Here is a 22,970-nt window from a genome sequence, read left to right as displayed (position 1 = left end):
GTTGCGCTTCATTCTCTGGTCCTCTCAATGGGCCAGAGCTTACTTCAAAATGGATTATTTCAACGGGGCAAGGTCACTGCTTTTCAACGTCTCTGCGAGTCCTGGCTCGTCACCGTTTTTTCTCGGGTGAAGCCCCATATAGTCCTTCATCGTCTTATTGATATATGCGGCGTGGCCTTCTGCCGAAACAGACCAGAGTTGGACAGGTACCGTATCTACTAGTTGTTCAAGTTCCCTCTCACGTTTGCGCAGTTCCAACTCTGCATGCTTACGTTCAGTTAAATCGAGGATATAGGCTACACCTTGTCTACGCTGACCTTCGAAACAAGCTGCACCAATCAGTACGGGTACTCGACCCCCGTCCTTCCTGAAAAACTCTTTCTCCCTTGGTTGCATTAGACCTGTATTGGCAAGTTCCTGAGCTTCTTGAAGTGCGTGCGCCTCCTGCCACTCCGGAGGAGTTAAATCTAGCCAGCTGAATCCTTTTTCAAATTCGTCACGACTATACTGGACCATGTTAAGAAAGGCGTCGTTCGCATCCAAAAGTTGTCCATTTAGATCCCAAGTGACAATTCCGATAATGTTGGAATCGACCAGCCGACGAAGCTGACTTTCGCTGCGTCTTAGCGCTTCTTCCATTATCACTTGATCATGTATGTCATGACATAAACCGTACCATTGGATTATACGTCCGTCCCGATCACGCATGGGCTCGGCCCGACTAGACATCCAATGAAAAGCCCCATCCGCCCGGCGTATGCGATAACGCATCGCGAATACCTCGCCAGTAGCGATACACCGGCGAAGCGTCGAACCGAATTCCTTGGCGTCATCTTCGTGTATACAGTCAATGAGCACGTCCAACTTTGAGCGGCCAGGGCTTTCTAGGTCATCAGCGCTGAAACCAATGAAATCGACCATACGCTTATTGAAAAAACTAGGTTCGCCTTCATCCGTTAAACGCCACAAATGACTTGGAACCATATCTACTAATAATGAAAGTTCTTCCTCACGCGACCAAAGTGCCCCGTTATCCACGGCGTCATTTTCTAAAGAGGTCCGATCTGCCATCGCCAATCTCCTGCCAATCTGTTAGATGCAGAAAACTCCCTTTGGCTATCATACCATATTTGAAATAAATCTGCCTTGTCCTCATCAAGCGCAGCGCAAACGTCTAGGAATAACAAAGGCCCATCACGAATACTATGCCTCGTGATGGGCAAATTATCGTAGATAGTAACTTGTCGAATCGTCGTTTATCGACTGATAAATCTCAGTAAATCTTCATTTATAGTTTCGGCGTGGGTGGTTGCCATGCCATGCGGAAAACCTTTGTAGATTTTAAGTTCGGCATTCCTAAGCAGCTTCGCGGAGAGCAACGCCGAATTGGCATACGGAACCACTTGGTCGTCATCACCATGTAGCACCAGCGTGGGAACGGTTACGGCCTTCAGATCCTCGGTAAAATCTGTTTCCGAAAACGCTTTGATGCCTAGGTAATGCGCATTTGCCGCCCCCGTCATACCTTGCCGCCACCAGTTCTGGATCAAGGCTTCGGAGGGCACGGCGTTCTGTCGATTGAAGCCATAGAATGGTCCGCTCGCGACATCCTTATAAAACTGTGATCGATTAGCCGCCAAGGCGGTTCGGAATCCGTCAAACACTTCAATGGGTAATCCATCCGGATTCGATGATGTTTTTACCATAATCGGTGGGACGGCACCGATCAGTACTAGTTTGGCAACGCGTCCGTCGCCATATTTGGCTGTATAGCGGGTTGCTTCTCCACCGCCGGTAGAGTGTCCTACATGGATAGCATTTTGAAGATCAAGATGCGTGATGACCGCTGCGACGTCGGCCGCATAGTGGTCCATGTCATGCCCATCACTGACTTGGCTCGAGCGACCATGACCTCTGCGATCATGCGCTATTACGCGATATCCCTTCGCCAGGAAGAAGAGCATCTGGTTGTCCCAATCATCTCCGCTCAATGGCCATCCGTGATGGAAGACAATCGGTTGGGCGTCCTTTGGACCCCAGTCCTTGTAAAAAATCGCCACGCCGTCTTTTGTGACGACATATCCATGTCGGTCACTGAATTCCGTTCCGGAAGATTTCTCAGCTGAATTTGCGGGAGCTGGACCAAATGTGGCGCCGGCAGCTGCAAGACCAAGGGTACCGGACATGACTGCACGGCGGGTGGCCGTGATTGATAGCTGTTCCATATTATACTCCTGAGCAGTCGAGACTGCATTTTCTGAATTTCATGAGCTGATCGGCTCACATGGGAACGCTAACAAAGTTGGCAGACGAAATGACCTATCCCCGGGCTCAGTTCCGCTCCATCTTTGGGAGCAATGTATCTGTCGCTTTGTTGAATGCGCAAAACCGCTTCCGCCCTGGCGACGAGCGGAGGTCTCCGTTATGAAGTTGTGCCCAAGCAGACGGCGAAAGCTGAAGGACGAAGATTTCACCGGCCTTCGATCTAGTGATCAAATTGCTGCAATCATCGAACCCGCCGGGAGCGAGGCTTCATCGCAGGTGCAGCATGGTACATGCTTACCGATTACGAACATAGCTCAGGGAATAGAAATGTATCTACCATCGCATGAAACAATCAAAGCCTGGGGTGAATAGCGTCATGGGACAATGCTGTTCATGTTCTTCTGACGGCCTCAACAAAGGACGGTGAAGAATAACCCGGAAGGAAAGAACATGACAAATCATGTACCAAACAGAGGACTCGAATGGGCGAGTCTGACACTGGGTCTGGCCCTGGCTTATTGTATGTTTCCGTATATTGATCGACCGTTGGTTGCGTGGAATGCAGGCTTTGTGGGTACGATCATTATTTGTTGTTCGATTATGGCAATCTGCCATTATCGTAGCTGGACCGAATGGGTCAATTTTGTACTTGGCTGCTGGACAGTGATTTCACCTTATGCACTCGGTTTCGAGGCACTCCCCTCGGCTACTTTGGTTCATATAGCGCTCGGTATCTGCATCGCCGCGAATGCTGCTATTCAATTGATTTGCGAGCCAGGAACAAAGACCTCGGAGCAGCCACAAAACGAACCCTTTTGAAGAAAGGAAACCGGAAGGCAGCCAGGAGCTTGATTCAGTTCCAACATGACCGGATTGGGAGATTTTGTTGGATGCGCTGTGCGTTGCGTGTGGTCCTGCTGTAACGTTATTACCGCGATCGCACGCCATTGAGAAACAAAGTTACGGCGGAGGCCACCGTGGCCCGTGCCTCGCTTTCGGTAGGTGGAGTGCGCAATCCGAGCACAACCTGTAAATGAAGATTATCCCGGATCATTCCGACGAAATGCCCGGCAACAAGCAAAGGATCGCCTATCTGAATTTCTTTGCGGTCGGCTGCAGCCTGGAGAACTTTGGCGAGATGAGCCGTGGTGCGGCCCGGGCCCTTCTCATAAAACACGCGCGCAAGATCGGGAAACCGCCCGGCTTCAGTGATGATGATACGATAAATGCCCAGGACCGAAGGGCTCATGTAAACGTCCAGTAGGTGGTTACCAAAAGTCGTCAGCATATCGGGCAAGTCACTTTGGGTAGTGTAGTCCAGAGAGAGTGCAGAGATCGCGCGATCCGCATTATCGGCAACCAGAGCCAGGAACAATCCCTCCTTGCTGCCAAACTCACTATAGATCGTTCGCTTCGAGCCACCGGTACGCTCTATGATCGCATCGATGCTGGTGGTTGCGTAGCCCTGCTCGAAGAAAAGCTCCGCTGCAGCACGAAGAATAGTTTTCCGTCGAAGTTTTGTCCGTTCGCTTTTCGTATCGGTCACTTTATCGGCCTTCTTCAATAACTTCCGCTTGACCGGTAACCTACATTACCATAACCGTCAACGGTAACGACAATTACCCTTTGGTGCACAAGATGATGACCTGGAAGAAGAAAAAAATCGTTGGTCTGGTGTTTTGTCTCAGCGCGATTGCAACCGCTGCGGGAGGCTGGGCGTGGGCGCGCTCGAGCGAGCGGACGACAACGGACAATGCCTATGTTCGCGGTAATACGACTGCAATCGCATCGAAGGTGACCGGATATGTCACCGTGGTTGATGTAGCCGACAACCAGACTGTACGAGCAAATGATGTTCTGTTCAGAATCGATGACAGGGATTTCCGCGCACGTCTGGCGCAGGCTGAAGCAAATGTGCAGGCGGCACAGGCACATATCGAAAATGTTGAGGCGGAGATCCAGCTTCAGCATATTCTGGTCAAGCAGGCGACGGCACAGAAACGGGCAGCAGGGGCAGATCTTGCTCTCGCGGTCAAAGCGTCTCAGCGACAGCGTGAACTTGTTCGCACAAATTCGGTCAGCAGAGCTCAGGTCGATGAAAGTGACGCTGCGAGGTCAAAAGCAGAGGCTGGCTTATTAGGCGCTCAAGCCGCGCTGGAGGCACAAGAAACACGTATCAAGGTTCTCACCACACAAAAGGAAGCAGCCCTGGCTGCTGTGCTTCAAGCCAGGGCTGCGCGTGACCTGGCCCGAATTGATCTCGACAATACAGTCGTCCGTGCTCCCTTTGACGGCGTTATTGGTAACCGTCAGGTTCGCGTCGGACGCCTGGTATCCCCTGGAGCTTCACTGATCGATCTGGTCCCAATCAAGGACGTATGGATTGTCGCAAATTTCAAGGAAACACAGATTGAGAATATTCAACCCGGTCAGTGGGCCCAGGTAACGGTCGACGCCTATCCAGGAACAATTATCGAGGGAAAAGTTGACAGCTTTGCACCGGGTAGCGGATCGGCCTTCAGTCTCCTGCCCGCTGATAATGCTACTGGCAATTTCGTCCGCGTCGTGCAACGTGTTCCAGTCAAGATCAAACTTGTTCAGAATCCACTTCCCGGCCGTCTGGTTCCTGGACTTTCCGCGCGGGTCAAGATCGATTTGGGGAGTGAGAATTGATGCTCTCTCCCCCAAGCGTCTCGAGCCAAACCAGGCAGAATACAGGATGCCTCCTCCTCGCGGGCATTGTGATTGCCACTTTGACTGAGGCGATTGCGGGTACCGCTTTGACGCTTGGCAAAGGTCATATAATCGGTGATGTATACGCTACTCCCGACGAATTCGCCTGGCTCGACATCGGATATACGACACTGAAGATGATCGCGTTCCTTATGGCATCTTGGATTGCGACGACCGTTAATCTGCGGATTATCGTTGTTGCGGCGACTGTGATGATAACATTGGCAAGTGCGGCCACTGCCTTGACGACCCGATTGGATTTGCTGATTGTTCTGCGCGCATTTCAGGGGTTTTCGGGAGGTCTCCTACTGGTAATCGGACAAACCGTTATCTTTCGAGACTTTTCGCCTTCTCGCCAGCCTGTTCTACAAGCCTTGTTTGCAACAGGGGCTGTGGTTGCACCGGCGACCCTCGTACCGGCACTGCAAGGATGGCTATTGGACAGCTATTCTTGGAAGTGGATTTTTTTCTCAGTAGTTCCTATCGGATTGCTGGCAGCCGGGCTTGTTCTCCTATCAGAAGAAACCATCGGCACCTATATTCCCTATAGGCGCTTTGACTGGAGTGGCCTTCTACTGGCATCAATCACGCTTTTCTGCCTCGTCTATGTGCTCAACCAGGGCGACCGCTGGAACTGGTTCGATGAAGGTCGCATCCGGTGGCTGACCGGAATAGGTGTGGTGACGCTTTGCCTGTTTATTAGTCACCAAGCGAGCCGGCCTGAGGATGAAGGACTGCTCGAGCTCAGTGTTTTCAGGTCCGTCGATTTTACGTTCGCATTCATAGTAAGTTTTGTAGCTGGTGCGGCATTGTTTGGAAGCACTTATTTGATTCCGAGTTTTGCAATCTCGGTCCTGGCTTTCACGCCAACGGATACCGGTATTCTTCTGCTCGCCAGTAGTATACCTTTTGTATTTTCGCTTTTCTTGTCTGCCTTCGTATTCCAGAGCCTGGGCGTCTCTCCAATTGTCACCGTACCCTTCGGGATCGTGATGATCATGATCGCTATGTGGCTCCTGTCAGGCTCCGCAGGCGACAGCGGAATGGACGACATGTTGAACGCCGTTCTCCTGCGGGGCTTGAGCCTTGGCTTTCTATTTCTGTCTATTACGTTGATCGCATTCAGTAGGATGAGTGCACGTAGTCTCCCTGCCGCAATCGGCATCTTCAATACTGGCCGCCAGTTTGGCGGTCTTCTGGGAATAGCTTGTCTTCAGTCTCTTATGACGCGGAATATCGCAGGCAATGTATCTGTGCTCGCCAGCCATATCACAGCTGGATATTCTGCTGTAGGCGATCGGTTAGGAACAAGTGTGGCAGTTCTCGAGGCCCGCGGGATGACTACGGCTGCTGCAAATCAGGCGTCCAAGGCGTTATTGAGCAAGGCTGTCGCGTACCAGTCTACGGTAATCGCTTTCGATACGGCATTTTTCACGATTGCATTGCTTTTCGTTTTTGGTGCGCCGACACTGATCGTTACCAAGATTATCTTGACGCGAATGGCGAGCGCCAAAAAGGGCTCGCATTCAACTTCTGTGGATTATCAAGACAAGGACATATCCACCGCTAGCCCTGTCCAAGGTTACAAGAGCGCCACAAGCGTTGACAACTAGTGCGAGGGCAGGTTAAGCGCTCAATGAGCAAGCACGACCGCCACTATTCATAGCCCCGGCTGTTAACCGTTGTTACGTCTCAGGAGTAATTGTCAGTATTATCGCTGACGCATGGTCGGTGCAGTAAATTACTGAAATTACCTTTGCTCTATTGCCAAAGCAATCTTGCGCTTGGAGCGCCAAGTCGTTGCATCGGGCTGGATCGCCAAGCGGATTCGATACCGGTAACCGATGCGCGGCTTGATAGTCGAATTTCTTGAATAGCTCGTGTCGCGCTATTCTATTCGTTCGTTGTAATATTCTCCAGGCAACCGGCTGGAACATAACTCCTATACCTAGGTGTGGCGAGTATTAGACATAAAGTGTGTAATCGAGACACTTCCGATCAATAGCCATTCGTCGCCGTTCTCGTACATCATGGCCATGCAAGCGATAAGCACTCGATCGCTTTCGGTGGAAGATCGCATGCATGTTGATGCAGAATTGCATTCGGCGGTCCTACGGCAAATTGCCATTGCAAGTGATCCTTGAACCGGCGAGATCATGAAACTGTTCCAACATGCAATGGCAAATATGAGTGCACCTTTTCCAACAACGCCCGTCAAATGGGTGAAAACGGAGACGCCTTATGAAACACGAAACCAACTTGAGCAAATCAGAACCCGACGAACTGGTGCCCTCCCGCTATGCATTGCGCATCGGTGAGATTGACGTTCTGGTCATCAGCGATGGTGTGTTGCCTCTTCCAACCGAAATGTTGGGGCACAACATTGACCCGGACGTACGAGCAGAATGGTTTGACGATATGTATCTGCCACCGGATTCGTTTGATTGGTCGCTGAACGTGGTCGTGGTGCGTAGCGGTGATCAGACGATCCTCGTCGACGCTGGATTGGGTCTCGATCCTGACCTCAACTTGCCGCGCGCGGGACAGTTGGTCAAGCGACTGGCCGGTGCCGGTATTGATCTTGCTTCGGTCACTGACGTGGTTCTCACCCATATGCATATGGATCATATCGGTGGTCTTCTTGTCGAGGGCGTAAAGGAAAGATTGCGTCCTGATCTGCGGATTCATGTGGCGGCCGCAGAAGTTGAGTTCTGGGAAGCACCGGATTTTACATACGCTCACATGCCCGATGGCTTTCCGGATGCGCTCAGGGCAACTGCCAAACGATTTGTCGAGCAGTATCGGGATCAACTGTGCCTGTTTGATGAGCAATGCGAAGTGGCAGCGGGTGTGATGGCCTATCGCACTGGTGGACATACCCCAGGACACTGTGTGGTTCGTCTTGCATCGGGTGAAGATCGACTGACCTTTGCTGGCGATGCCATCTTTGCTGTCGGATTTGACCACCCAGACTGGTATAACGGTTTTGAACATGACCCCGAGGAAGCAGCCCGCGTTCGTGTACGTCTTTTAACCGAGCTCGCCGAAACCGGTGAACAACTGGTGGCGACCCATCTACCGTTTCCATCCGTGGGACGCGTTGCGGTCGACGGTGACGCTTATCGTTGGGTCCCCGTTTTCTGGGATTACTGATTGCTTTTATGATGAGGATTTTCCGGGCACACTCTCGCCAGTGTGCCCGGTATTTTTTTATCGTGTCGGATATCAGCACATCTCGTGAAAGAAAATCTTCCTGGACACAACCAGCGACCTATCCAATGTATGGATAGGGGTTGCTCTGTGCTCAGTCGTTCAGGAGCCTGTTTGTCAAAGAACGGATGGTTTCCATTCATTCCAATATAGATAACGACCGCCAAGCTTTCGACGAAGTCCCTGCTCCTCAGCTTCCGGGGAGGATCTGGATTTGATCTGTGCCTGATATGCTGTCTGCTTATCTTTCCAAACGGCAAAACGACTTTCATGACCTGAAGAGTACGTGGATTATCGGTCAGCTGGGTAAGGGGACAATGCCTGCCGGAGGCATTGAGAGATAAATTAATCAGACAGAACACCAGCGCTTACCGGATGGATTATCTGTACATCTTGAATGCCGACGCTGATGGGCTCTCAGCCGTGATACAACGGAATGCGGATCGCTGCGCGGGAGGGACGCAGCGATCCGCCAATTGAGCGACAAACGTGGGAGGATATACGTTCCAGGCCCGACAGATAGTGTCAGGTAGTCGCTCAGACTGACGGCTGGGTGACCTGAACCGCGCGAGCGGCGATTTGCAGGCGGATCCACAGATTGATAGCACCAACCATCACCGTCAGATTGACAATTTCGTAATCCTTCAATTGCGTTTTGATCAGTTCTTGATCGCCTCGCAGTTCTTCACGTTTTTCACCATTGATGAGTGCTTCGGTCAATGCGAGGGCTGCTCGCTCCTTGACACTATAGAGAATTGATTTTCGCCAAGCGCTGACCATGAATAAACGCATCTCTGCTTCACCATTCGCGCGGGCTTCCACCACACTCGTTTTCACGCAGGATGCGCAGCCACTCATCTGTGAGACCCGCAACCGCACCAATCCGCTCAACGGATGCTGCCACACACTCACATTGATCATTCTTTCAACCACCAGCAGACCTTTAATCGCTTCTGGCCTGGTAGTGTATGAGGGAATAGGCGACATCGTATTTGCCTCCTTTTCTGGCTGAAGATGGCCTACTATGTTCAAAACCGGCATTCAGTTCCATTGTGCTGGGTAACGGGAACAGCAATACTTTGGTGCAATCACATGTGTACGGACGGTGGGTGTAACCTTTCTAAAAGCCAGATATAAATACTGATTTTTTTAAGTAGAAACGACTGCGTTTTAACGGATTTAGCGTATTAATTGAAACCGTTCTGCAAGTCGCACTTCAAGCTTGAACCCACCTTCCCAAAATGCAGTACGGCATAATCGCACCGTGCATATGATCGAGACTACGAAGTTAATAAATATAGGGTTCTCGACCACCCAGCTTTCCTGATGCGATCATCAAACAGGGATAACCGCGACGGAATGATTTTGCGGCTCACCTCGTCCGGTTCTACAGCTTCAATCAGAAATCTGGTCATTTCCATTTCCAGGGACAACTCCAGTGGCGCTCGGCATTACTTGTTGTCGAAGTTGGAAGGGACGTGAATGTGTCAAACGAAACTGGTTTGGATCTACCAGTAATGAAGCTATTTCTAACAGCGCATCAGTTGCGGTAGGTCCGATCGTTCTTCAAGAAATGGCGGCGCTAGTTGCTTAGCCTTATTGATAAAAATTAGGATCGGCAATGCCGATCCTCAGTCTAACCATATTTTGTTGTTTTATCATTGGCCCCACAGCAACCGACCTGGTTCCTGGGTGGAGCTGATTGGTTTGTATACGGTCTTGGGAGCATCTGGGCCGTGGCCAGCACGCACCTGCTTTACAGATGACGTTGGACGGCTATCGGTTCTCGTTGATGGATATTGCCAATCCGATCCGATATGGTCACTTTGGGCAAGGACACTTCCACTCGAAAGAAGAAGTGCTGCAGCGGTTAGAATTATCGCTTTCATTGTGGTTCTCCAATGTTTCCGTTGTGCGATCTGCACAATTCGACGGTAGGAGCTTATTAATCACTTGACGATCATCTAATCGAAAGGGTTGATCTATCATGATGCATAGTAACCAATCGGCGATTGAATAGCCGAGACAGTTCGTTACGGCATTAATCCATATGGTGTATGGTATTATCAAGGCTCGAAGCCGTACCGGATCTCTTGGAGTGGCCACAATTAATCGGATGATCATCGCAACGATGTGCTGAACCTAGACCTTGGTACAATCGGACAGATCCTACTGTTCGATAGGAGATGCTGGGAAGATAGAACATAGTTGACAACAACTTGTAAGAAGAAGTTGTTGGAGTAAGAGATGAAGAAACTGACAAAAATCCTGACCTTTGCAGTAATGTTTTTTTCTGGAACTATTGCACAGCCAGCGTTTGCCCAATCCAAACCCACCATAGTTCTTGTTCATGGTGCCTTTGCAGAGTCCTCGAGCTGGAACGAAGTTATCTCTCGGCTCAAGCGCGACGGTTATAAGGCGATAGCTGCCGCAAATCCGCTTCGGGGCGTCATGGCAGATGCGGCAACTGTCTCCGCAGTTATTCGATCAATATCGGGGCCGGTTGTCCTCGTCGGACATTCCTATGGTGGTCCCGTTATCACAGAAGCCGCTAACGGTAATCCCAACGTGACTGCGCTCGTCTATGTTTCTGCGTTCGCACCAGATCGAGGTGAAACGAGCCTTGGCCTTTCAAAAAAGTTTCCCGGCAGTACATTAGCGGATGCGATTTTTTCAGTAGAGCAGGAGCGGGGTGAACGTGATCTCTTCATTCGGTCGGACCGTTTCCATGATCAGTTTGCAGCGGATCTATCCGAAGATCGGTCCGTTTTGATGGCGGCCACCCAACGTCCGGTCGCACAAGCGGCACTGGAGGAGAAATCTGGTTTCCCCTCGTGGAAGAGGTTGCCGTCCTATTCGATCTATGGAACGCAGGATCGAAACATACCGCCGGCCGCAATGGAATTCATGGCCAAACGTGCGGGCACAGTAAAAACTGTTGTCGTAGATGGAGCTTCCCATGTGGTAATGATCTCGCATCCGGAAGAAGTCGCTGCGCTGATAGAGGAAGCAGCTTCCGTACATTAGGCGCTCGGGCAACTACCGCCGTAAATAAATCTCCTACAAGGAACTATGACCCTGGGACACGTTTGGCAGGCGGGGCCGGTTTGCGTGTCACTCCATTTCTTGCAGACATGACAGGAGCCCACCATGATCAAGACGTTTATCCGCATTGCGTTGGCAACCACTATTCCGATTTCGACGGGGTTTGCCCATGAACAGGCCAGTGAAACATCCACAGTAACGGTCATTTACGACCAGGTGCTTCCGAATGTGCCGGGAAAGAGCATGAAGGGCGTGCTCGTGGAATATGAACCGGGCGGTACTTCGCCTGCTCATACCCATCCTGCTTCTGCCTTCATTTACGCGACGGTTCTGGAAGGAGCTATCCGTAGCCAGGTCAATGATGGTCCGGTTATTACCTATCACGCAGGTCAGAGTTTCTCGGAATTTCCGGGTGATCGACACAATGTTAGTGAAAACGTTAGTCCGACCAGGCGTGCCCGCCTTTTGGCGATCTTCATCGTTGACACTGATGAAACCAACCTCACCACCAATGATTAGCGGCTCTGACCTTAAGAGGAGGAGGAAGAATATGTATATCCCAGCAAAATCTTTCATGACTTCATCCAGGCAGCAGATGAAGGAGAGCGAGCAGTCCTCCCGTCCCGGGGAAACTCGCTCCCGAATTCATTCGTCCTGCAGGGAAGGTGGTGTCATTGAAACGGCTCAAGAACGAACGGGTTGCCCACGCGGACTTAATCCAAGCTGCCCGTTCGCCTTGACTTGCAAGTCGGAAGGCCAAGTTTGCACTACCAAGACAAGGCGCTCCTTTGTATTTTGACCTCTTGCATTTTGATGTGTCAGGTTCTGGTTTCGATCGCAGGTTGCCAAACCGAATTGAAGAGGACGAAGAAGCACTTTCCCTCTTGGGGGCTATGTCAAAAAGGCAATGTTGCCCCGAGCTGGTACCAAGCCTTGTTATCGAAGATCTTGCCTGGTGTTCCAGGCGCTGCCTTAGTAGAAGTATCCGGTCAGCCTCACGCTTTCGGCCCACAATGCCTCTGCGATATCGGGATCGATTGCAAAAGGTCGAACGCCAAAACGCTCTTGTCTTTCTACTCGTGCGATATCGCAGTTTTCGCAATAAACCCCCCCAATACCCGCCAACTCGGGCGCGGTAGCGCACCAGATTGTCGTGGCAGCGCCTTGCTGTGGTGTCTTCATATCGCGATCCGGATCTATGACTGGTTGGCCGTTATTATCGATTGCGCCGAAGGAGTCGATTTCCTCCCGACTGAGGTGACGCGCTAATGGACCGAGTATCGAGCCGGGATGTACCGAAAATGCCCTCACACCATGATTGATACCACGTGCATCAACTGCAACGGCGAAGAGCGCATTGGCTGTCTTGGCTTGACCGTAGGCGAGCCATTTGTCGTAGGGGCGTTGCACGAAATCAAGATCTTCGAGCGCAAGTCCGCCCAACTGATGTCCCCGTGAGGACAGTACGATGACGCGCGCATTTTTGGCCGCGCAAAGAGCAGGCCACAAGGCCGCGGTCAGGCGAAAGTGACCAAGATGATTAGTCGCAAACTGGCCTTCATGGCCTTCTGCATCGCGAAATAGAGGAGTGGCCATCACTCCCGCGCTGAGGATCAGAATGTCCAGGGAGCCATGCTCAATGACAAACTTATCCGCAAAGCTGCGAACAGAGGCGGGATCAAGGAGATCCATCGTGAATAGTTCAACATTTGGAATATTGCATAGCATCTTGCCGGCGGTGCCAATGTCGCGCACCGGAACGATCACACGGGCCCCTCTCCATGCCAGAATACGCACCGTTTCAAGGCCTAGATTTGACGCGCCGCCTGTCACAACGGCAGTCTTACCTGTGAGGTCGATATCGCGAATAACCTCTTGGGCAGTAGTACATGGGCCGAATGGGGTGCCGAGCGGCGTTTGACCGTGCTGCATATTCTTCTCCTGATTGTGCCTTGAAAAGGTAGAAATCGATGACAGGAAAATCTATAGTCAAATGGCTTGTTTAATGTAGATATTGGCCGGTTGTGATGTTCAACGATCCCCTTTCCCAGCTGCTGAATTTGATTGAAGCCAGCGCGACTATGTCCGTCGGACTTGAGGCTTGCGGGCGTTGGGCAATCGACGTGCCTCCTGTAAGTGCCTTGAAATGCAACATCATCAGGCAAGGTAGTTGTTTTCTGGAAGTGCAAGGTGAGCGATTGATGCTTGCTGCAGGAGACTGTTTCCTGATCGGCCCGGATATCCCCTTTGTCATCGGGAGTGATCTGAATTGTCCGCCCATTCCAGCGGCTGAAGTCTTTTCGCAGAAAGCCTACAAGAACCATGCAAAGCTGGACGGTGGCGCGGGGCCGGGGTTCCTTTGCCATAGTGGTCGCATGGATCTGCCTTTAAACAGCGAACTTCTGCGAGAAATCTTACCATCGATCGTCGTGATTCGAGCGGAAAGCATTGTAGCGGAACGTCTTCACTGGCTCACCAACAGACTGGAAGAAGAGCTCGCCGGCGATGTTCCCGGTGGTGCAGCGATGGCTATTCCGATCATGCAGATGATTTTTATTGAACTGATACGTAGTCTGCCCGTTATGACTGATCGCAGTTGGCTCTCTGCCCTCTCAGATCCCAGAATTGGCGGTGCATTGATGGCGATCCATCGGGACCCAGGGCACAATTGGCGGCTGGATGAACTTGCAGGCATCAGCCATCTTTCACGGTCCCAGTTCTCGGCACGGTTCCGTGCCGCTGTCGGAAATAGTCCGATGGAGTATATTTTGCGCTGGCGTATGATGCAGGCGCACAAACTGCTGGCGCGACCGAATATGACAATTGCGTCTGTGGCTGCCCAACTGGGGTACGGCTCTGAAAGCGCCTTTATTTATGCTTTTCGTCGCATCCTTGGTACGACGCCACGCCGAATGCAGCAACAAATACGCTCTTCCGAGAATCCAGAAAAAGACAACAAATACAAAAAGTTGTAATAAATATACTAGCGTTACTGAATAGAATAAACACTCCATCGGAGTTCACTAGCCGGTCGATCGGCGATAAGGAGATTGCCTTGCCAATGTTTGGCAACCCTTAACCCGTCGGGTCAGTTCCATCAAAAATAAGTCAAGCTCCTATAGATTTCCATAGCATGCAGATCGAGAGAGTTCAGGTTAAACTGAGCATGATGATCATCGGTGAATGCTGAAAAGGCTGCGGCAAATGACGTTTACTTCTATATCGGATGAAGACGATCATATTTACGCTATTGAAGCTGCGCAAATTGTTGAACGTGTGGTGGGGATCGCCTGGGCGACCGATAAAGATGGCGCGGTTATTTATCTGACCGAAGAGCTGCTTTCCCTTGTCCAGTCTTCATTGGAGCAATCCAATAAACCGACTGGTAGGGCTTTATATGGCTGGTCAAAACTTATCCATCCCGATGACCTTGATGGTTTTGCGGCAATATGGCTCAGGTCATTGCGTACCGGTGAAAAATATAGTTACGAACATCGGCTTTTAAGTTCGAGCGGCGCTTATCGATGGTGTCGCAGTTCCGGACAAGCTTTGCGGGATAAGCAGGGTAAAATCCGTGGCTGGTATGGAACCATAATCAATGCCGATGTCCCATCAATTGACAGCGAGCGCTTCAACCTTGTAACGAACTTGGCGTTGGACAGAAAAGCGCGTTCCGATCAACCAGAAACACTTGATCTTACCCATCCGGACGACAGGATATCCGCATCTCATGCCGCCGCTCGTGCATTCTGGACCGGTGTTCCGCAAATCACCCGACACCGCCAACGCCAGGCCGATGGGACGTATCGCAGGATCGAGACCCGGTCGGAGCCAAGCTATAGCGTCAGCGTGGATATCGGAGACCTGGTCACCGAGCAAGACCCTCCTAAACAAACAGCGGCCGAGTTGCTTGGAAATGATGAGACAGAGCCGATGCGTTCGGCCAAGGTTGTGGAGAGCATTTTCGGCAATGGTTGGGCGTTTGACGCAGCAGGAAGATGGATATTCCTCCATCCATTCGCACAGAGTTCTCTCGGTGTCACCCTGGATTATCTTAATGCTGCTGTAGATGAAGGCCATACTGCGTGGAAACGAGTACTACATCCTGATGATTATGAAGAAGTTGCGGAAAAATGGCGTCACTGCCTGGCGACCGGAGATGACTTTAACGTAGAATTCCGCTTTCGACGGGCCAACGATGTGTATGTCTGGGCAAGAACCGCCGCCAGGCCCGTACGCGACGGCAATGGGCAAATCTCAGGCTGGTACGGTATTGCACTCGATAATGATCTATATAAGAAAACCGTAACTGCGTTACGCGAGCGGGAACAAAGCCTGCAACAGCTGATAGACACAGTCCCTGCACTCGTCTGGACGATTTCGGAAAAGGGGTCGCCAACTTATGTCAACAAGCGGTTTACCGAAGTAACAGGCGCGACGCTCGAGGATATCACCGCAGTCGACAAGTCTCCCAATCTCAGTGTCATCCATCCAGATGATATTCACAAGGCAAGAGATGCCATTCATCGTTCCCTGACGACGCATGAACCGTATGTTCAAAGATACCGACAGTTGCGTTCTGACGGCAACTATCGCTGGACCGAAACCCGCGCCGAACCGTTGCGAGACGAAACCGGCGCGATCGTCCAGTGGTATGGTGTCTGCGTCGATATCGACGATCTGGTAACTGCCCAAAAATCCCTGTCTGATCGGGAGCGCGAGCTTTCAATGCTCGTCGATATGGTGCCGAGCTTTATCTGGCGCCTTACCCCGGAAGGAGAGCCGAATTACTTCAACAGGCGTTTGATTGATTTCTTCGGTATGGATGTGGAGGACGCGGAAAAGATGGGGCCAAAACGTCTGGCAGCCATCATGGAAAGCACGACACACCCCGACGACGTGGGGCGGGTATCCCAGGCGCTCAACCACAGCATTGCCACTGGCGAACGCTTTTCGATGAGATACCGACTTCGCCGGGCTGACGGCGTATATCGCTGGGTTGCCGGACAGGCAGATCCACTGCGAGACGATGATGGACGCATAATCCAATGGTATGGTCTATCTACCGACATTGATGATCAGGTTAAAGCCGAGGACGCCCTCAGACACAGCGAGCGCCGTTATCGCGATCTTTTTCAGTACATGCCGATCGGCCTCACCCAGGTCGACGCCAAAAAACTTGTTCTTCTGTTCAATGAATTGCGGGCGCAAGGGGTGAACGACTTGCGCGACTATATAGACGAGCATCCAGAATTTCTAACACGGGCTGTCGAGGCTCTGGAAGTCGAAGAGGTTAATCAGCATATTCTCGAAATGTTTGGGGCCCAAAATGCCAACGAAATGCGTGGTTCCGCCACCCGTTATTGGCAGCCCGGCATGGACACGATTCGCCGTTCGATAGAGGCGCGCTATCGTGGAGAAGAGGTTTTTCAGGAAGAAACAAAAGTAATGCGCCTGGACGGTCGCGTCATCGATGTCCTCTTTACGACTGCACGACCTGATGCAGTGGCTGATAAAAGTCTGGTTGGATTCATCGATATAACCCAGAGGAAGCGCGCGGAGGAAGCATTACGGGAAAGGGAACGGTCACTTTGGCGTCTGGTGGAAGCCTTACCCGTCATGATCGACTGCGCTGATCCGAACGGCGAACCGGTCTATCGGAGCGACCGATTGAGCCAATTTCTCGGCTATGGTCTCGACAGGCTCGACGAAGACGGCAAGCTCAATGCAACGCTTGATGCAGGAGTGCATCCTGACGATTTGGCTGGAGTGAAAGAACAATACGCACATTCACTCGCTACAGGGGAGCCATATGCACGTAGACATCGTTTACGGCGTTTCGATGGGCAATATCGCTGGGTTGAGACACGGGCAGAAGCAATGCGCGACGGACAGGGTAATATCGTTCAGTGGAACGTTATATGTCTGGATATTGATCGCGAAGTCCGAGCGCAGGATGAACTTCGTCTCACACATGAGAAATTAGCTCGAGCGAGCCAGGCCTCAAGCCTTGCAGAGCTCTCGGCGTCGATCGCACACGAGGTCAACCAGCCTTTGGCGGCTATTGTAGCCAATTCCCATGCCTGTCGGCGCTGGCTCACCGTCGAACCGCCAAACACCGAACGAGCCCTTAAGACTGTTGAACGCATCACACGGGATGCCACATCTGCCGCCGACGTTGTCGGTCGAATTCGAGCTCTATTCAGGCAGTCGGCTGACGCAAAAAAGAAAATCACGCTGAACGACGTCATCGCGGAGGTGCGCGGGCTCATGACGGAGGAGCTGCTGCGCTGGCGTGTCCGCACCGTCGTCGAAATAGAGGCAGATTTACCGTATGTGATGGCGGATAGGGTCCAGATCCAGCAAGTCCTTTTGAATCTCATTCGAAATGCCATTGAAGCGATGGAAGCCATCACACGTGATCGCCACTTGACGATAAGGGTGGTTCGCGACGGAGGTTTCATTCAGACAAAGATCAGCGACCAGGGCGTGGGAATTACATCCCCGGAAAGAATATTCGAACCGTTTATTACGACGAAAGAACAGGGAATGGGCATGGGACTCGCGATTTCCCGTTCGATTGTCGAGGCACATGGTGGTTGCCTGTGGGCGGAAAAGAATGAGCCGTACGGAACGGCGCTAATTTTTACTCTCCCCGTGGAGGCGAAGGCGACAAGTGATGAGCATTAGCCAGTTGGTATTCATTGTAGACGACGACGAGCGCATCCGCGAAGCCCTGGAGGAACTTTTGGCTTCGTATGGCATGCGCACTATGTCATTTGGATCGGCAAGAGATTACGTCAATGCTCACAAGCCTGATGTTCCGTCTTGCCTCGTGCTCGATGTCGAACTTCCCGATATTAACGGTCTGGAACTGCAGAAACAGATTTCGGTGCAGGAACATCCGCCCATCGTCTTCATCACTGGACATGGCGATATTCCCAGTTCTGTTCGCGCAATGAAGCGGGGCGCTGTCGATTTTCTGACCAAGCCTTTCAGTGACGCAAAACTCCTTGCGGCAATCAATGCGGCAATCGAACAAGATCAACAGCTACGCAATAGTCGGGCGGAAATCGAATTGCTGAGACAGCGCTATGGAGAACTCACATCCCGAGAACGAGAGGTGATGCCGTTAGTCGTGAGCGGTCTCCTCAATAAGCAGGCAGCTGCCGAACTCGGCATAAGCGAAGTGACGTTGCAACTCCACAGAAGGAATGTCATGCAAAAAATGGCGGCAGCGTCGCTCCCTGATCTCGTACGCATCGCGGAGAGGTTGAAAATACCGATCACCCACTCGCGCAGATCAAAAGGGGAGGAACTATGATCGAGAGCAAGCTCGTAATTGCAGTTGTTGACGACGATTCACGGTTACTGGAATCAATGGAAGATCTGTTGGAGTCGACAGGGTACATGGCTCGCTGTTTTTCTTCTCCCATCTCACTGTTAACGCGGGGGCTTGGAGGCATAGACCTCGTTATAACGGACATCGGCATGCCGGACATCAATGGCTTCGAATTGCGAGAAATAGTTCAGAAGGTTCGTCCTGATATTCCTGTATTTCTCATTACAGGAAGGCACGAAATAGCGGACCAGGAGCGAGCTCAGGGAATAACAGGTTTCTTCAGGAAGCCGTTCGATGGACAGGCATTGCTTGCAGCAATTGGTGAAGCATTAGACAAGCGTCGAATGGAGGGTGGACATGAGAACTGAACAGCAGTCACACAATTTGAAACCAGGGCAATCGTCAAAACGCGCAACGGATGCGGAGCAGCCATTCGTTGTGATCGTAGATGACGATGAGGCCATACGAGAGGCACTCTTCGAGTTGATCTTATCGGCAGGGCTCAGGCCCATAGCTTTTGCCTCTACACGCGAGTTGATTGGAACAGACCTGCTGGAAGCACCGGGTTGTCTAATCCTCGATGTGCGCATGCCGGGCACAAGTGGGTTGGATTTACAGCGGCAATTGGCACAAAGCGGCAATCCCAAACCGATCATTTTCCTGACGGGTCATGGTGATATTCCGATGACTGTCGAGGCAATGAAAGCTGGCGCAGTCGATTTCCTGACCAAGCCGGTGCGAGATCAAACATTGCTTGATGCGGTTACGTCAGCAATAGAAATGGATGCGCAGCGACGTTCCCACGCAGTCATCGTCAAACGCAATATCGAGCATCATGAGACATTGACCCCCAGAGAGCGAGAGGTCTTGCGAGAAGTGGCACGCGGGCGACTTAACAAGCAGATTGCTTTTGACTTGGGGATCAGTGAGGTAACTGTCAAGCTTCATCGGGGAAATGTCATGCGGAAGATGGAGGCATCTTCCATAGGGGAGTTGATCAGGATTTGGGAAACACTGCCATCGCAGATTCAGAATGCATGACACAAACCCTGCTGGAGATTGATCGTTTCAATTGGCGGAGTTCGGAAAAAAGAGCGCGACATCAATCCAAGGCTGGTTTGATGAAGAATCTGTCCTGATTGTCTGAAAACCTAAATATGGCCTCACGATGAAGCCAATGATTTTGCTCGGCTTTCGACCATATCGCAAAGAACGCGCACACGCATGGGAACCAGGCGCTTATAGGCATGCACAGCGTGAAACGGCATAGACGGAAGTGGTAGCATTTTCGAAATTTCGACCAGAGTTCCTTTTTCGAGGTCGTCCTTAACCACACAACGCATCACAACAGCTGCACCGAGACCATGTCTGGCAGCGGCTTTCAATGCCTGGCCTGAATCGCAATCGACACGTCCTTGTGGGACGAAGTGAGTACCATCATCCAGCTTTACGTCGTTCGGGTATCCATTGCCCATATACCTTGCAAAGGGCAACCTGGCGGCTTCCTTTATCGTGCCAGGCAAACCATGATTGTTCGCAAAATCCGGAGAACCGACCATAATCATTTCAAAATCGGCCAGTCGGCGAATGATCAAATCACCATTCTCGATTGCTCCAACTCGAAATGCCACGTCATAGTCTTCGCGAATAATATCGACGTGACGATCGGTCAGGCCGATTTCAAGATGAATTCCCGGGTAACGCTTAGCAAAGCCGGACAATATGGTGTCAAGGAACAGCGGGGCAAGTTCGCTAGACATGGAGAAGCGGACACGACCTGATATCTCCTTGCGTGCATTGATTTCATCATCGGCAATATCGAGTTCGCGAAGCAGGGGAGACAAGCGCTCGAATAGCAAATGCCCGTCTGCGGTCAGTACGAGAGCACGCGTCGATCTTAGAAAGAGACGCGCTTCGATGAGCCTTTCAAGTCGTCCGACACTTCTGGAAACAACTGAAGGAGATGTCTTGAGCAGCCGAGCTGCTGCACTGAAGGAACCTGCTTCCACAGTGCGCACAAATGCCAGAAGGCCTGCGGTTTCATTCAAAAGGTTTGGCATTCGAACTCCGGAAGCAAAAGTGAAATACCCAGCCAAGGGCTAATGGAACACAGATCAAATCCATATTTTACCTTTAGATCAATATGGAGAAAGTATATGGGTCTTCTCAAAGGCAAGGTGGCCGTCATCACAGGCGGCAACAGTGGAATCGGTAAAGCAACTGCTAAACTATTCGTGGAGAACGGAGCACAGGTCGTCATAACTGCTCGCCGACAGGACGCTTTAAACGCAGCACTGAAAGACATCGGCGGAAATGCCATTGGCATTTGCGGCGATGTCTCCGATCTTTCCCACCATAAACGGGTGGCAGATGAGATCTCCGATCGCTTCGGCGCTTTCGATATCTATTTTGCAAATGCCGGTGTCATTGACCTTAAAGCGTCTGAGGCAGTAACTGAAGATATTTATGATCGACATTTCAACATCAATACAAAAGGTGTCTTCTTCGGTGTCCAGACACTATCGCCACTCATAAATGACGATGGCACTATTATTGTCACCAGTTCTCTGGCGGCAACCAAGGTCCTTCCTGATCATACAGTCTATGCCGGTTCGAAGGCGGCTGCGGTGGCATTTGTGAAGAATTGGGCTCTCGAATTCAAGCACAGGCGTATCAGGGCAAATGTTATCAGCCCAGGACCCACAGATACTGAAATCCTGGGCAAACTAGGAATCTCAGATGTCGAACGCGAACCGTTTCTCAAATTGATGGCCGAAACCATTCCCGCAGGCAGACTGGGAACAACTGATGAACTGGCACGAGCCGCTCTGTTCCTGGCTTCACAGGCGAGCAGCTTCATCAATGGCATTGATCTCCACGTCGATGGCGGAATGTCGCTTGTTTGAAGGATCTGGCTTTATGACACAGAATAATTCTGAAATTGCTGCTTTTGTTGAGAAACTGGCAGAAGTGGGCAGCCATTATCGCATGGACGAAATGGAAGAGTTGTATTCGGAAGATCTGGCTTTCCTGGTGTTGACGCCAGATGGCGAAATCTCCCGCTTTTCGAAAGCGGGAATATTCGAGGAGTTCCGGTCACGACGAGACGCAGGGGAACTTCCTCTTCTTACCACAAAACGATTTCTTCATATTGAAGCGCAGGGAGATGAAGCCACTGTCATTCTCTTTCGCCAGATGAGTGAGAAAGCGACCCCTGCATTTTATGAACTACGCCTTAGAAAGCAGGAGGGCAACTGGAAGGTTTGCGGTGAAACAGTATTGCCGTGGCCTGACCTTTCTCAAGCTGGCAGCTTTCTTCCTCCGCGAGAAAAGCAATTACCAGATCAGACCGGAACTTGCGTGGAAGCGTTAGCTCTCAAGCGGGAATAGTCGTGCTTGAACGACCGTAGATATATGAAACCTCGGTGGCGAACAGTTGCCACCGGGATCATTCGAATCCTGTCAACAAGCATAGATTGCTCAGTAAATTGAACTCTGCAAAACTTCATCAGTCTTAATATGCGGGTCAGACGTTGTTCTCGTAACAAATTTCTCTCTGACACGTTTGCAAGTTGAATTTTTCAAAGGTGATCATTGTGACTGGGATGCAAAAAGCTGAAGCATTGAATGGTGTACGTTTCCAGAGGCGGGTCTGGAACTGGGTGATTGAGTGTTTCGGAAGAGATCTGGCGAACAATAGAGCGGAAAGAAATCGGCGGTTTCTCGAAGAAACTGTGGAACTGGCCCAGTCTCTGGGGTGTGATAAGGCTACCATACTTCAAATCGTTGAATATGTTTACGCTCGGGACCCTGGTATTCCTGAACAGGAAGTCGGCGGCGTTATGGTAACTTTTGCAGCGTTATGCGAGGCAAACAACATCGAAATGGCTGCTGCCGGACGAAACGAACTCTCGCGCATATCGTCAGCCGAGGTGATAAGAAAAATCCGGGCGAAGCATTCTTTGAAACCAGAACTTTGAGCCAAACCAGACATCAGGGATACGGCCGGCTCCGGAAGTTGGATGTGAATGTTGTTCCCGACCTTACACCAATACTTAGGACGTAAGTTTCCTCGTATGTCGTACAGGATGCTTCATTCCAACAGCCAATCGCCCCGCGTTGTCTGCCGAGATATTTTTAAAAGCGATCTGGTAAAGCGGATCGAAAACAGAAACAGCGATCGCGGCTTCGGCATACTGTATCGAGTTGGGATATCGGGATCTCTTGAAAAAGGCACGAGATCGCGCATCAAGCAGGTGGGTTACATGTCTGTCTACCGTGTTCATCGTCTCGATACTGGAAACTAGCCAGCACGTCCGACACTCAGACGAGTGTCCAGGCCGAAATGCCCACCATTACCGGCATCTCGTAAACA

At 51.2% G+C, this 22,970-nt stretch carries 19 protein-coding genes and 1 pseudogene; 14 read left to right on the top strand and 6 right to left on the bottom strand.

Annotated features, from left to right (window positions below; all coding sequences use genetic code 11):
- Positions 1-54 precede the first annotated feature (54 nt).
- Both FG152_RS25115 and FG152_RS25110 read right to left on the bottom strand, forming a co-directional pair.
- Positions 55-1,023 (bottom strand): annotated as a pseudogene (locus FG152_RS25115) (PAS domain-containing protein); the annotation flags it as partial.
- A 233-nt stretch (positions 1,024-1,256) separates the two neighbouring features.
- A complete protein-coding gene (locus tag FG152_RS25110; RefSeq protein ID WP_036588350.1) occupies positions 1,257-2,225 on the bottom strand; it encodes an alpha/beta fold hydrolase in 969 nt (322 codons plus the stop codon).
- A gap of 490 nt (positions 2,226-2,715) precedes the next feature.
- Here FG152_RS25110 and FG152_RS25105 point away from each other — a divergent pair, with 490 nt between their 5' ends.
- Complete coding sequence (locus tag FG152_RS25105; protein ID WP_080692093.1) at positions 2,716-3,084, top strand: SPW repeat protein; 369 nt, start codon at positions 2,716-2,718, stop codon at positions 3,082-3,084.
- Between the two features lie 109 nt (positions 3,085-3,193).
- Here FG152_RS25105 and FG152_RS25100 read toward each other — a convergent pair whose 3' ends face one another.
- Positions 3,194-3,829: a TetR/AcrR family transcriptional regulator gene (locus FG152_RS25100; RefSeq protein ID WP_080692094.1), complete on the bottom strand. Its 636-nt coding sequence runs from the start codon at positions 3,827-3,829 to the stop codon at positions 3,194-3,196.
- 77 nt (positions 3,830-3,906) lie between these two features.
- Between FG152_RS25100 and FG152_RS25095 the strand changes: the two genes are divergently transcribed.
- The 3 genes from FG152_RS25095 to FG152_RS25085 all read left to right on the top strand — a co-directional run bounded on the left by FG152_RS25095 (position 3,907) and on the right by FG152_RS25085 (position 8,151).
- Positions 3,907-4,938, top strand: a complete 1,032-nt coding sequence (locus FG152_RS25095) for an HlyD family secretion protein (protein WP_080692095.1) — start codon at positions 3,907-3,909, stop codon at positions 4,936-4,938.
- Positions 4,938-6,611 carry a DHA2 family efflux MFS transporter permease subunit gene (locus FG152_RS25090; protein WP_036588356.1) on the top strand — a complete coding sequence of 558 codons (1,674 nt, stop codon included), beginning with the start codon at positions 4,938-4,940 and terminating at the stop codon, positions 6,609-6,611. The genes FG152_RS25095 and FG152_RS25090 overlap by 1 nt, the downstream gene beginning before the upstream one ends.
- Positions 6,612-7,239: 628 nt before the next feature.
- Positions 7,240-8,151 (top strand): MBL fold metallo-hydrolase, encoded by a 912-nt coding sequence (locus tag FG152_RS25085; RefSeq protein ID WP_036588360.1) that lies wholly within the window; start codon positions 7,240-7,242, stop codon positions 8,149-8,151.
- 594 nt (positions 8,152-8,745) lie between these two features.
- Here the strand turns inward: FG152_RS25085 and FG152_RS25080 are convergent.
- Complete coding sequence (locus FG152_RS25080; RefSeq protein ID WP_036588363.1) at positions 8,746-9,195, bottom strand: carboxymuconolactone decarboxylase family protein; 450 nt, start codon at positions 9,193-9,195, stop codon at positions 8,746-8,748.
- Positions 9,196-10,455: 1,260 nt separating this feature from the next.
- On the opposite strand from FG152_RS25080, the gene FG152_RS25075 reads away from it, so the two are divergent.
- Positions 10,456-11,235 (top strand): alpha/beta fold hydrolase, encoded by a 780-nt coding sequence (locus FG152_RS25075; RefSeq protein WP_043062834.1) that lies wholly within the window; start codon positions 10,456-10,458, stop codon positions 11,233-11,235.
- A gap of 123 nt (positions 11,236-11,358) precedes the next feature.
- Positions 11,359-11,772 (top strand): cupin domain-containing protein, encoded by a 414-nt coding sequence (locus FG152_RS25070; RefSeq protein WP_036588366.1) that lies wholly within the window; start codon positions 11,359-11,361, stop codon positions 11,770-11,772.
- A gap of 453 nt (positions 11,773-12,225) precedes the next feature.
- Here FG152_RS25070 and FG152_RS25065 read toward each other — a convergent pair whose 3' ends face one another.
- A complete protein-coding gene (locus FG152_RS25065) occupies positions 12,226-13,185 on the bottom strand; it encodes an SDR family NAD(P)-dependent oxidoreductase (protein ID WP_010660371.1) in 960 nt (319 codons plus the stop codon).
- 95 nt (positions 13,186-13,280) lie between these two features.
- On the opposite strand from FG152_RS25065, the gene FG152_RS25060 reads away from it, so the two are divergent.
- The 5 genes from FG152_RS25060 (at position 13,281) to FG152_RS25040 (ending at position 19,636) form a co-directional block, all read left to right on the top strand.
- A complete protein-coding gene (locus tag FG152_RS25060; RefSeq protein WP_080692097.1) occupies positions 13,281-14,228 on the top strand; it encodes an AraC family transcriptional regulator in 948 nt (315 codons plus the stop codon).
- Between the two features lie 229 nt (positions 14,229-14,457).
- On the top strand, positions 14,458-17,943 hold the full coding sequence (locus FG152_RS25055; protein WP_036588371.1) for a PAS domain-containing protein: 3,486 nt from the start codon (positions 14,458-14,460) through the stop codon (positions 17,941-17,943).
- Positions 17,933-18,577, top strand: coding sequence for a response regulator transcription factor (locus FG152_RS25050; protein WP_036588374.1), 645 nt, complete (start codon positions 17,933-17,935; stop codon positions 18,575-18,577). Before FG152_RS25055 ends, FG152_RS25050 begins: the two co-directional genes overlap by 11 nt.
- Entirely contained in the window at positions 18,574-18,963 is a 390-nt protein-coding gene (locus tag FG152_RS25045) for a response regulator (protein WP_036588377.1), read from the top strand. The genes FG152_RS25050 and FG152_RS25045 overlap by 4 nt, the downstream gene beginning before the upstream one ends.
- Positions 18,953-19,636, top strand: coding sequence for a response regulator transcription factor (locus FG152_RS25040; protein WP_036588380.1), 684 nt, complete (start codon positions 18,953-18,955; stop codon positions 19,634-19,636). Before FG152_RS25045 ends, FG152_RS25040 begins: the two co-directional genes overlap by 11 nt.
- A 122-nt stretch (positions 19,637-19,758) precedes the next feature.
- Here FG152_RS25040 and FG152_RS25035 read toward each other — a convergent pair whose 3' ends face one another.
- Positions 19,759-20,655: a LysR family transcriptional regulator gene (locus FG152_RS25035; protein WP_036588382.1), complete on the bottom strand. Its 897-nt coding sequence runs from the start codon at positions 20,653-20,655 to the stop codon at positions 19,759-19,761.
- Positions 20,656-20,751: 96 nt separating this feature from the next.
- Between FG152_RS25035 and FG152_RS25030 the strand changes: the two genes are divergently transcribed.
- The 3 genes from FG152_RS25030 to FG152_RS25020 all read left to right on the top strand — a co-directional run bounded on the left by FG152_RS25030 (position 20,752) and on the right by FG152_RS25020 (position 22,575).
- Positions 20,752-21,501, top strand: coding sequence for an SDR family NAD(P)-dependent oxidoreductase (locus FG152_RS25030; RefSeq protein WP_036588386.1), 750 nt, complete (start codon positions 20,752-20,754; stop codon positions 21,499-21,501).
- Between the two features lie 13 nt (positions 21,502-21,514).
- Entirely contained in the window at positions 21,515-21,985 is a 471-nt protein-coding gene (locus tag FG152_RS25025) for a nuclear transport factor 2 family protein (protein ID WP_036588390.1), read from the top strand.
- A 206-nt stretch (positions 21,986-22,191) separates the two neighbouring features.
- Complete coding sequence (locus tag FG152_RS25020) at positions 22,192-22,575, top strand: hypothetical protein (RefSeq protein ID WP_210249382.1); 384 nt, start codon at positions 22,192-22,194, stop codon at positions 22,573-22,575.
- The last annotated feature ends 395 nt before the right edge of the window (positions 22,576-22,970 follow it).

The organism is Ochrobactrum sp. XJ1, assembly GCF_024701725.1.
Lineage (GTDB): Bacteria > Pseudomonadota > Alphaproteobacteria > Rhizobiales > Rhizobiaceae > Brucella > Brucella anthropi.
Note: the sequence above shows the minus strand (reverse complement) of the source record. Positions and strands in the feature narration are given on the sequence as shown.

What these genes read in the sequence shown, in the direction of transcription:
- FG152_RS25110 (WP_036588350.1), bottom strand. Translation starts at nt 2,225, where the DNA reads ATGGAACAGCTATCAATCACGGCCACCCGCCGTGCAGTCATGTCCGGT.
- FG152_RS25105 (WP_080692093.1), top strand. Translation starts at nt 2,716, where the DNA reads ATGACAAATCATGTACCAAACAGAGGACTCGAATGGGCGAGTCTGACA.
- FG152_RS25095 (WP_080692095.1), top strand. Translation starts at nt 3,907, where the DNA reads ATGACCTGGAAGAAGAAAAAAATCGTTGGTCTGGTGTTTTGTCTCAGC.
- FG152_RS25090 (WP_036588356.1), top strand. Translation starts at nt 4,938, where the DNA reads ATGCTCTCTCCCCCAAGCGTCTCGAGCCAAACCAGGCAGAATACAGGA.
- FG152_RS25085 (WP_036588360.1), top strand. Translation starts at nt 7,240, where the DNA reads ATGAAACACGAAACCAACTTGAGCAAATCAGAACCCGACGAACTGGTG.
- FG152_RS25080 (WP_036588363.1), bottom strand. Translation starts at nt 9,195, where the DNA reads ATGTCGCCTATTCCCTCATACACTACCAGGCCAGAAGCGATTAAAGGT.
- FG152_RS25075 (WP_043062834.1), top strand. Translation starts at nt 10,456, where the DNA reads ATGAAGAAACTGACAAAAATCCTGACCTTTGCAGTAATGTTTTTTTCT.
- FG152_RS25070 (WP_036588366.1), top strand. Translation starts at nt 11,359, where the DNA reads ATGATCAAGACGTTTATCCGCATTGCGTTGGCAACCACTATTCCGATT.
- FG152_RS25065 (WP_010660371.1), bottom strand. Translation starts at nt 13,185, where the DNA reads ATGCAGCACGGTCAAACGCCGCTCGGCACCCCATTCGGCCCATGTACT.
- FG152_RS25060 (WP_080692097.1), top strand. Translation starts at nt 13,281, where the DNA reads ATGTTCAACGATCCCCTTTCCCAGCTGCTGAATTTGATTGAAGCCAGC.
- FG152_RS25055 (WP_036588371.1), top strand. Translation starts at nt 14,458, where the DNA reads ATGACGTTTACTTCTATATCGGATGAAGACGATCATATTTACGCTATT.
- FG152_RS25050 (WP_036588374.1), top strand. Translation starts at nt 17,933, where the DNA reads ATGAGCATTAGCCAGTTGGTATTCATTGTAGACGACGACGAGCGCATC.
- FG152_RS25045 (WP_036588377.1), top strand. Translation starts at nt 18,574, where the DNA reads ATGATCGAGAGCAAGCTCGTAATTGCAGTTGTTGACGACGATTCACGG.
- FG152_RS25040 (WP_036588380.1), top strand. Translation starts at nt 18,953, where the DNA reads ATGAGAACTGAACAGCAGTCACACAATTTGAAACCAGGGCAATCGTCA.
- FG152_RS25035 (WP_036588382.1), bottom strand. Translation starts at nt 20,655, where the DNA reads ATGCCAAACCTTTTGAATGAAACCGCAGGCCTTCTGGCATTTGTGCGC.
- FG152_RS25030 (WP_036588386.1), top strand. Translation starts at nt 20,752, where the DNA reads ATGGGTCTTCTCAAAGGCAAGGTGGCCGTCATCACAGGCGGCAACAGT.
- FG152_RS25025 (WP_036588390.1), top strand. Translation starts at nt 21,515, where the DNA reads ATGACACAGAATAATTCTGAAATTGCTGCTTTTGTTGAGAAACTGGCA.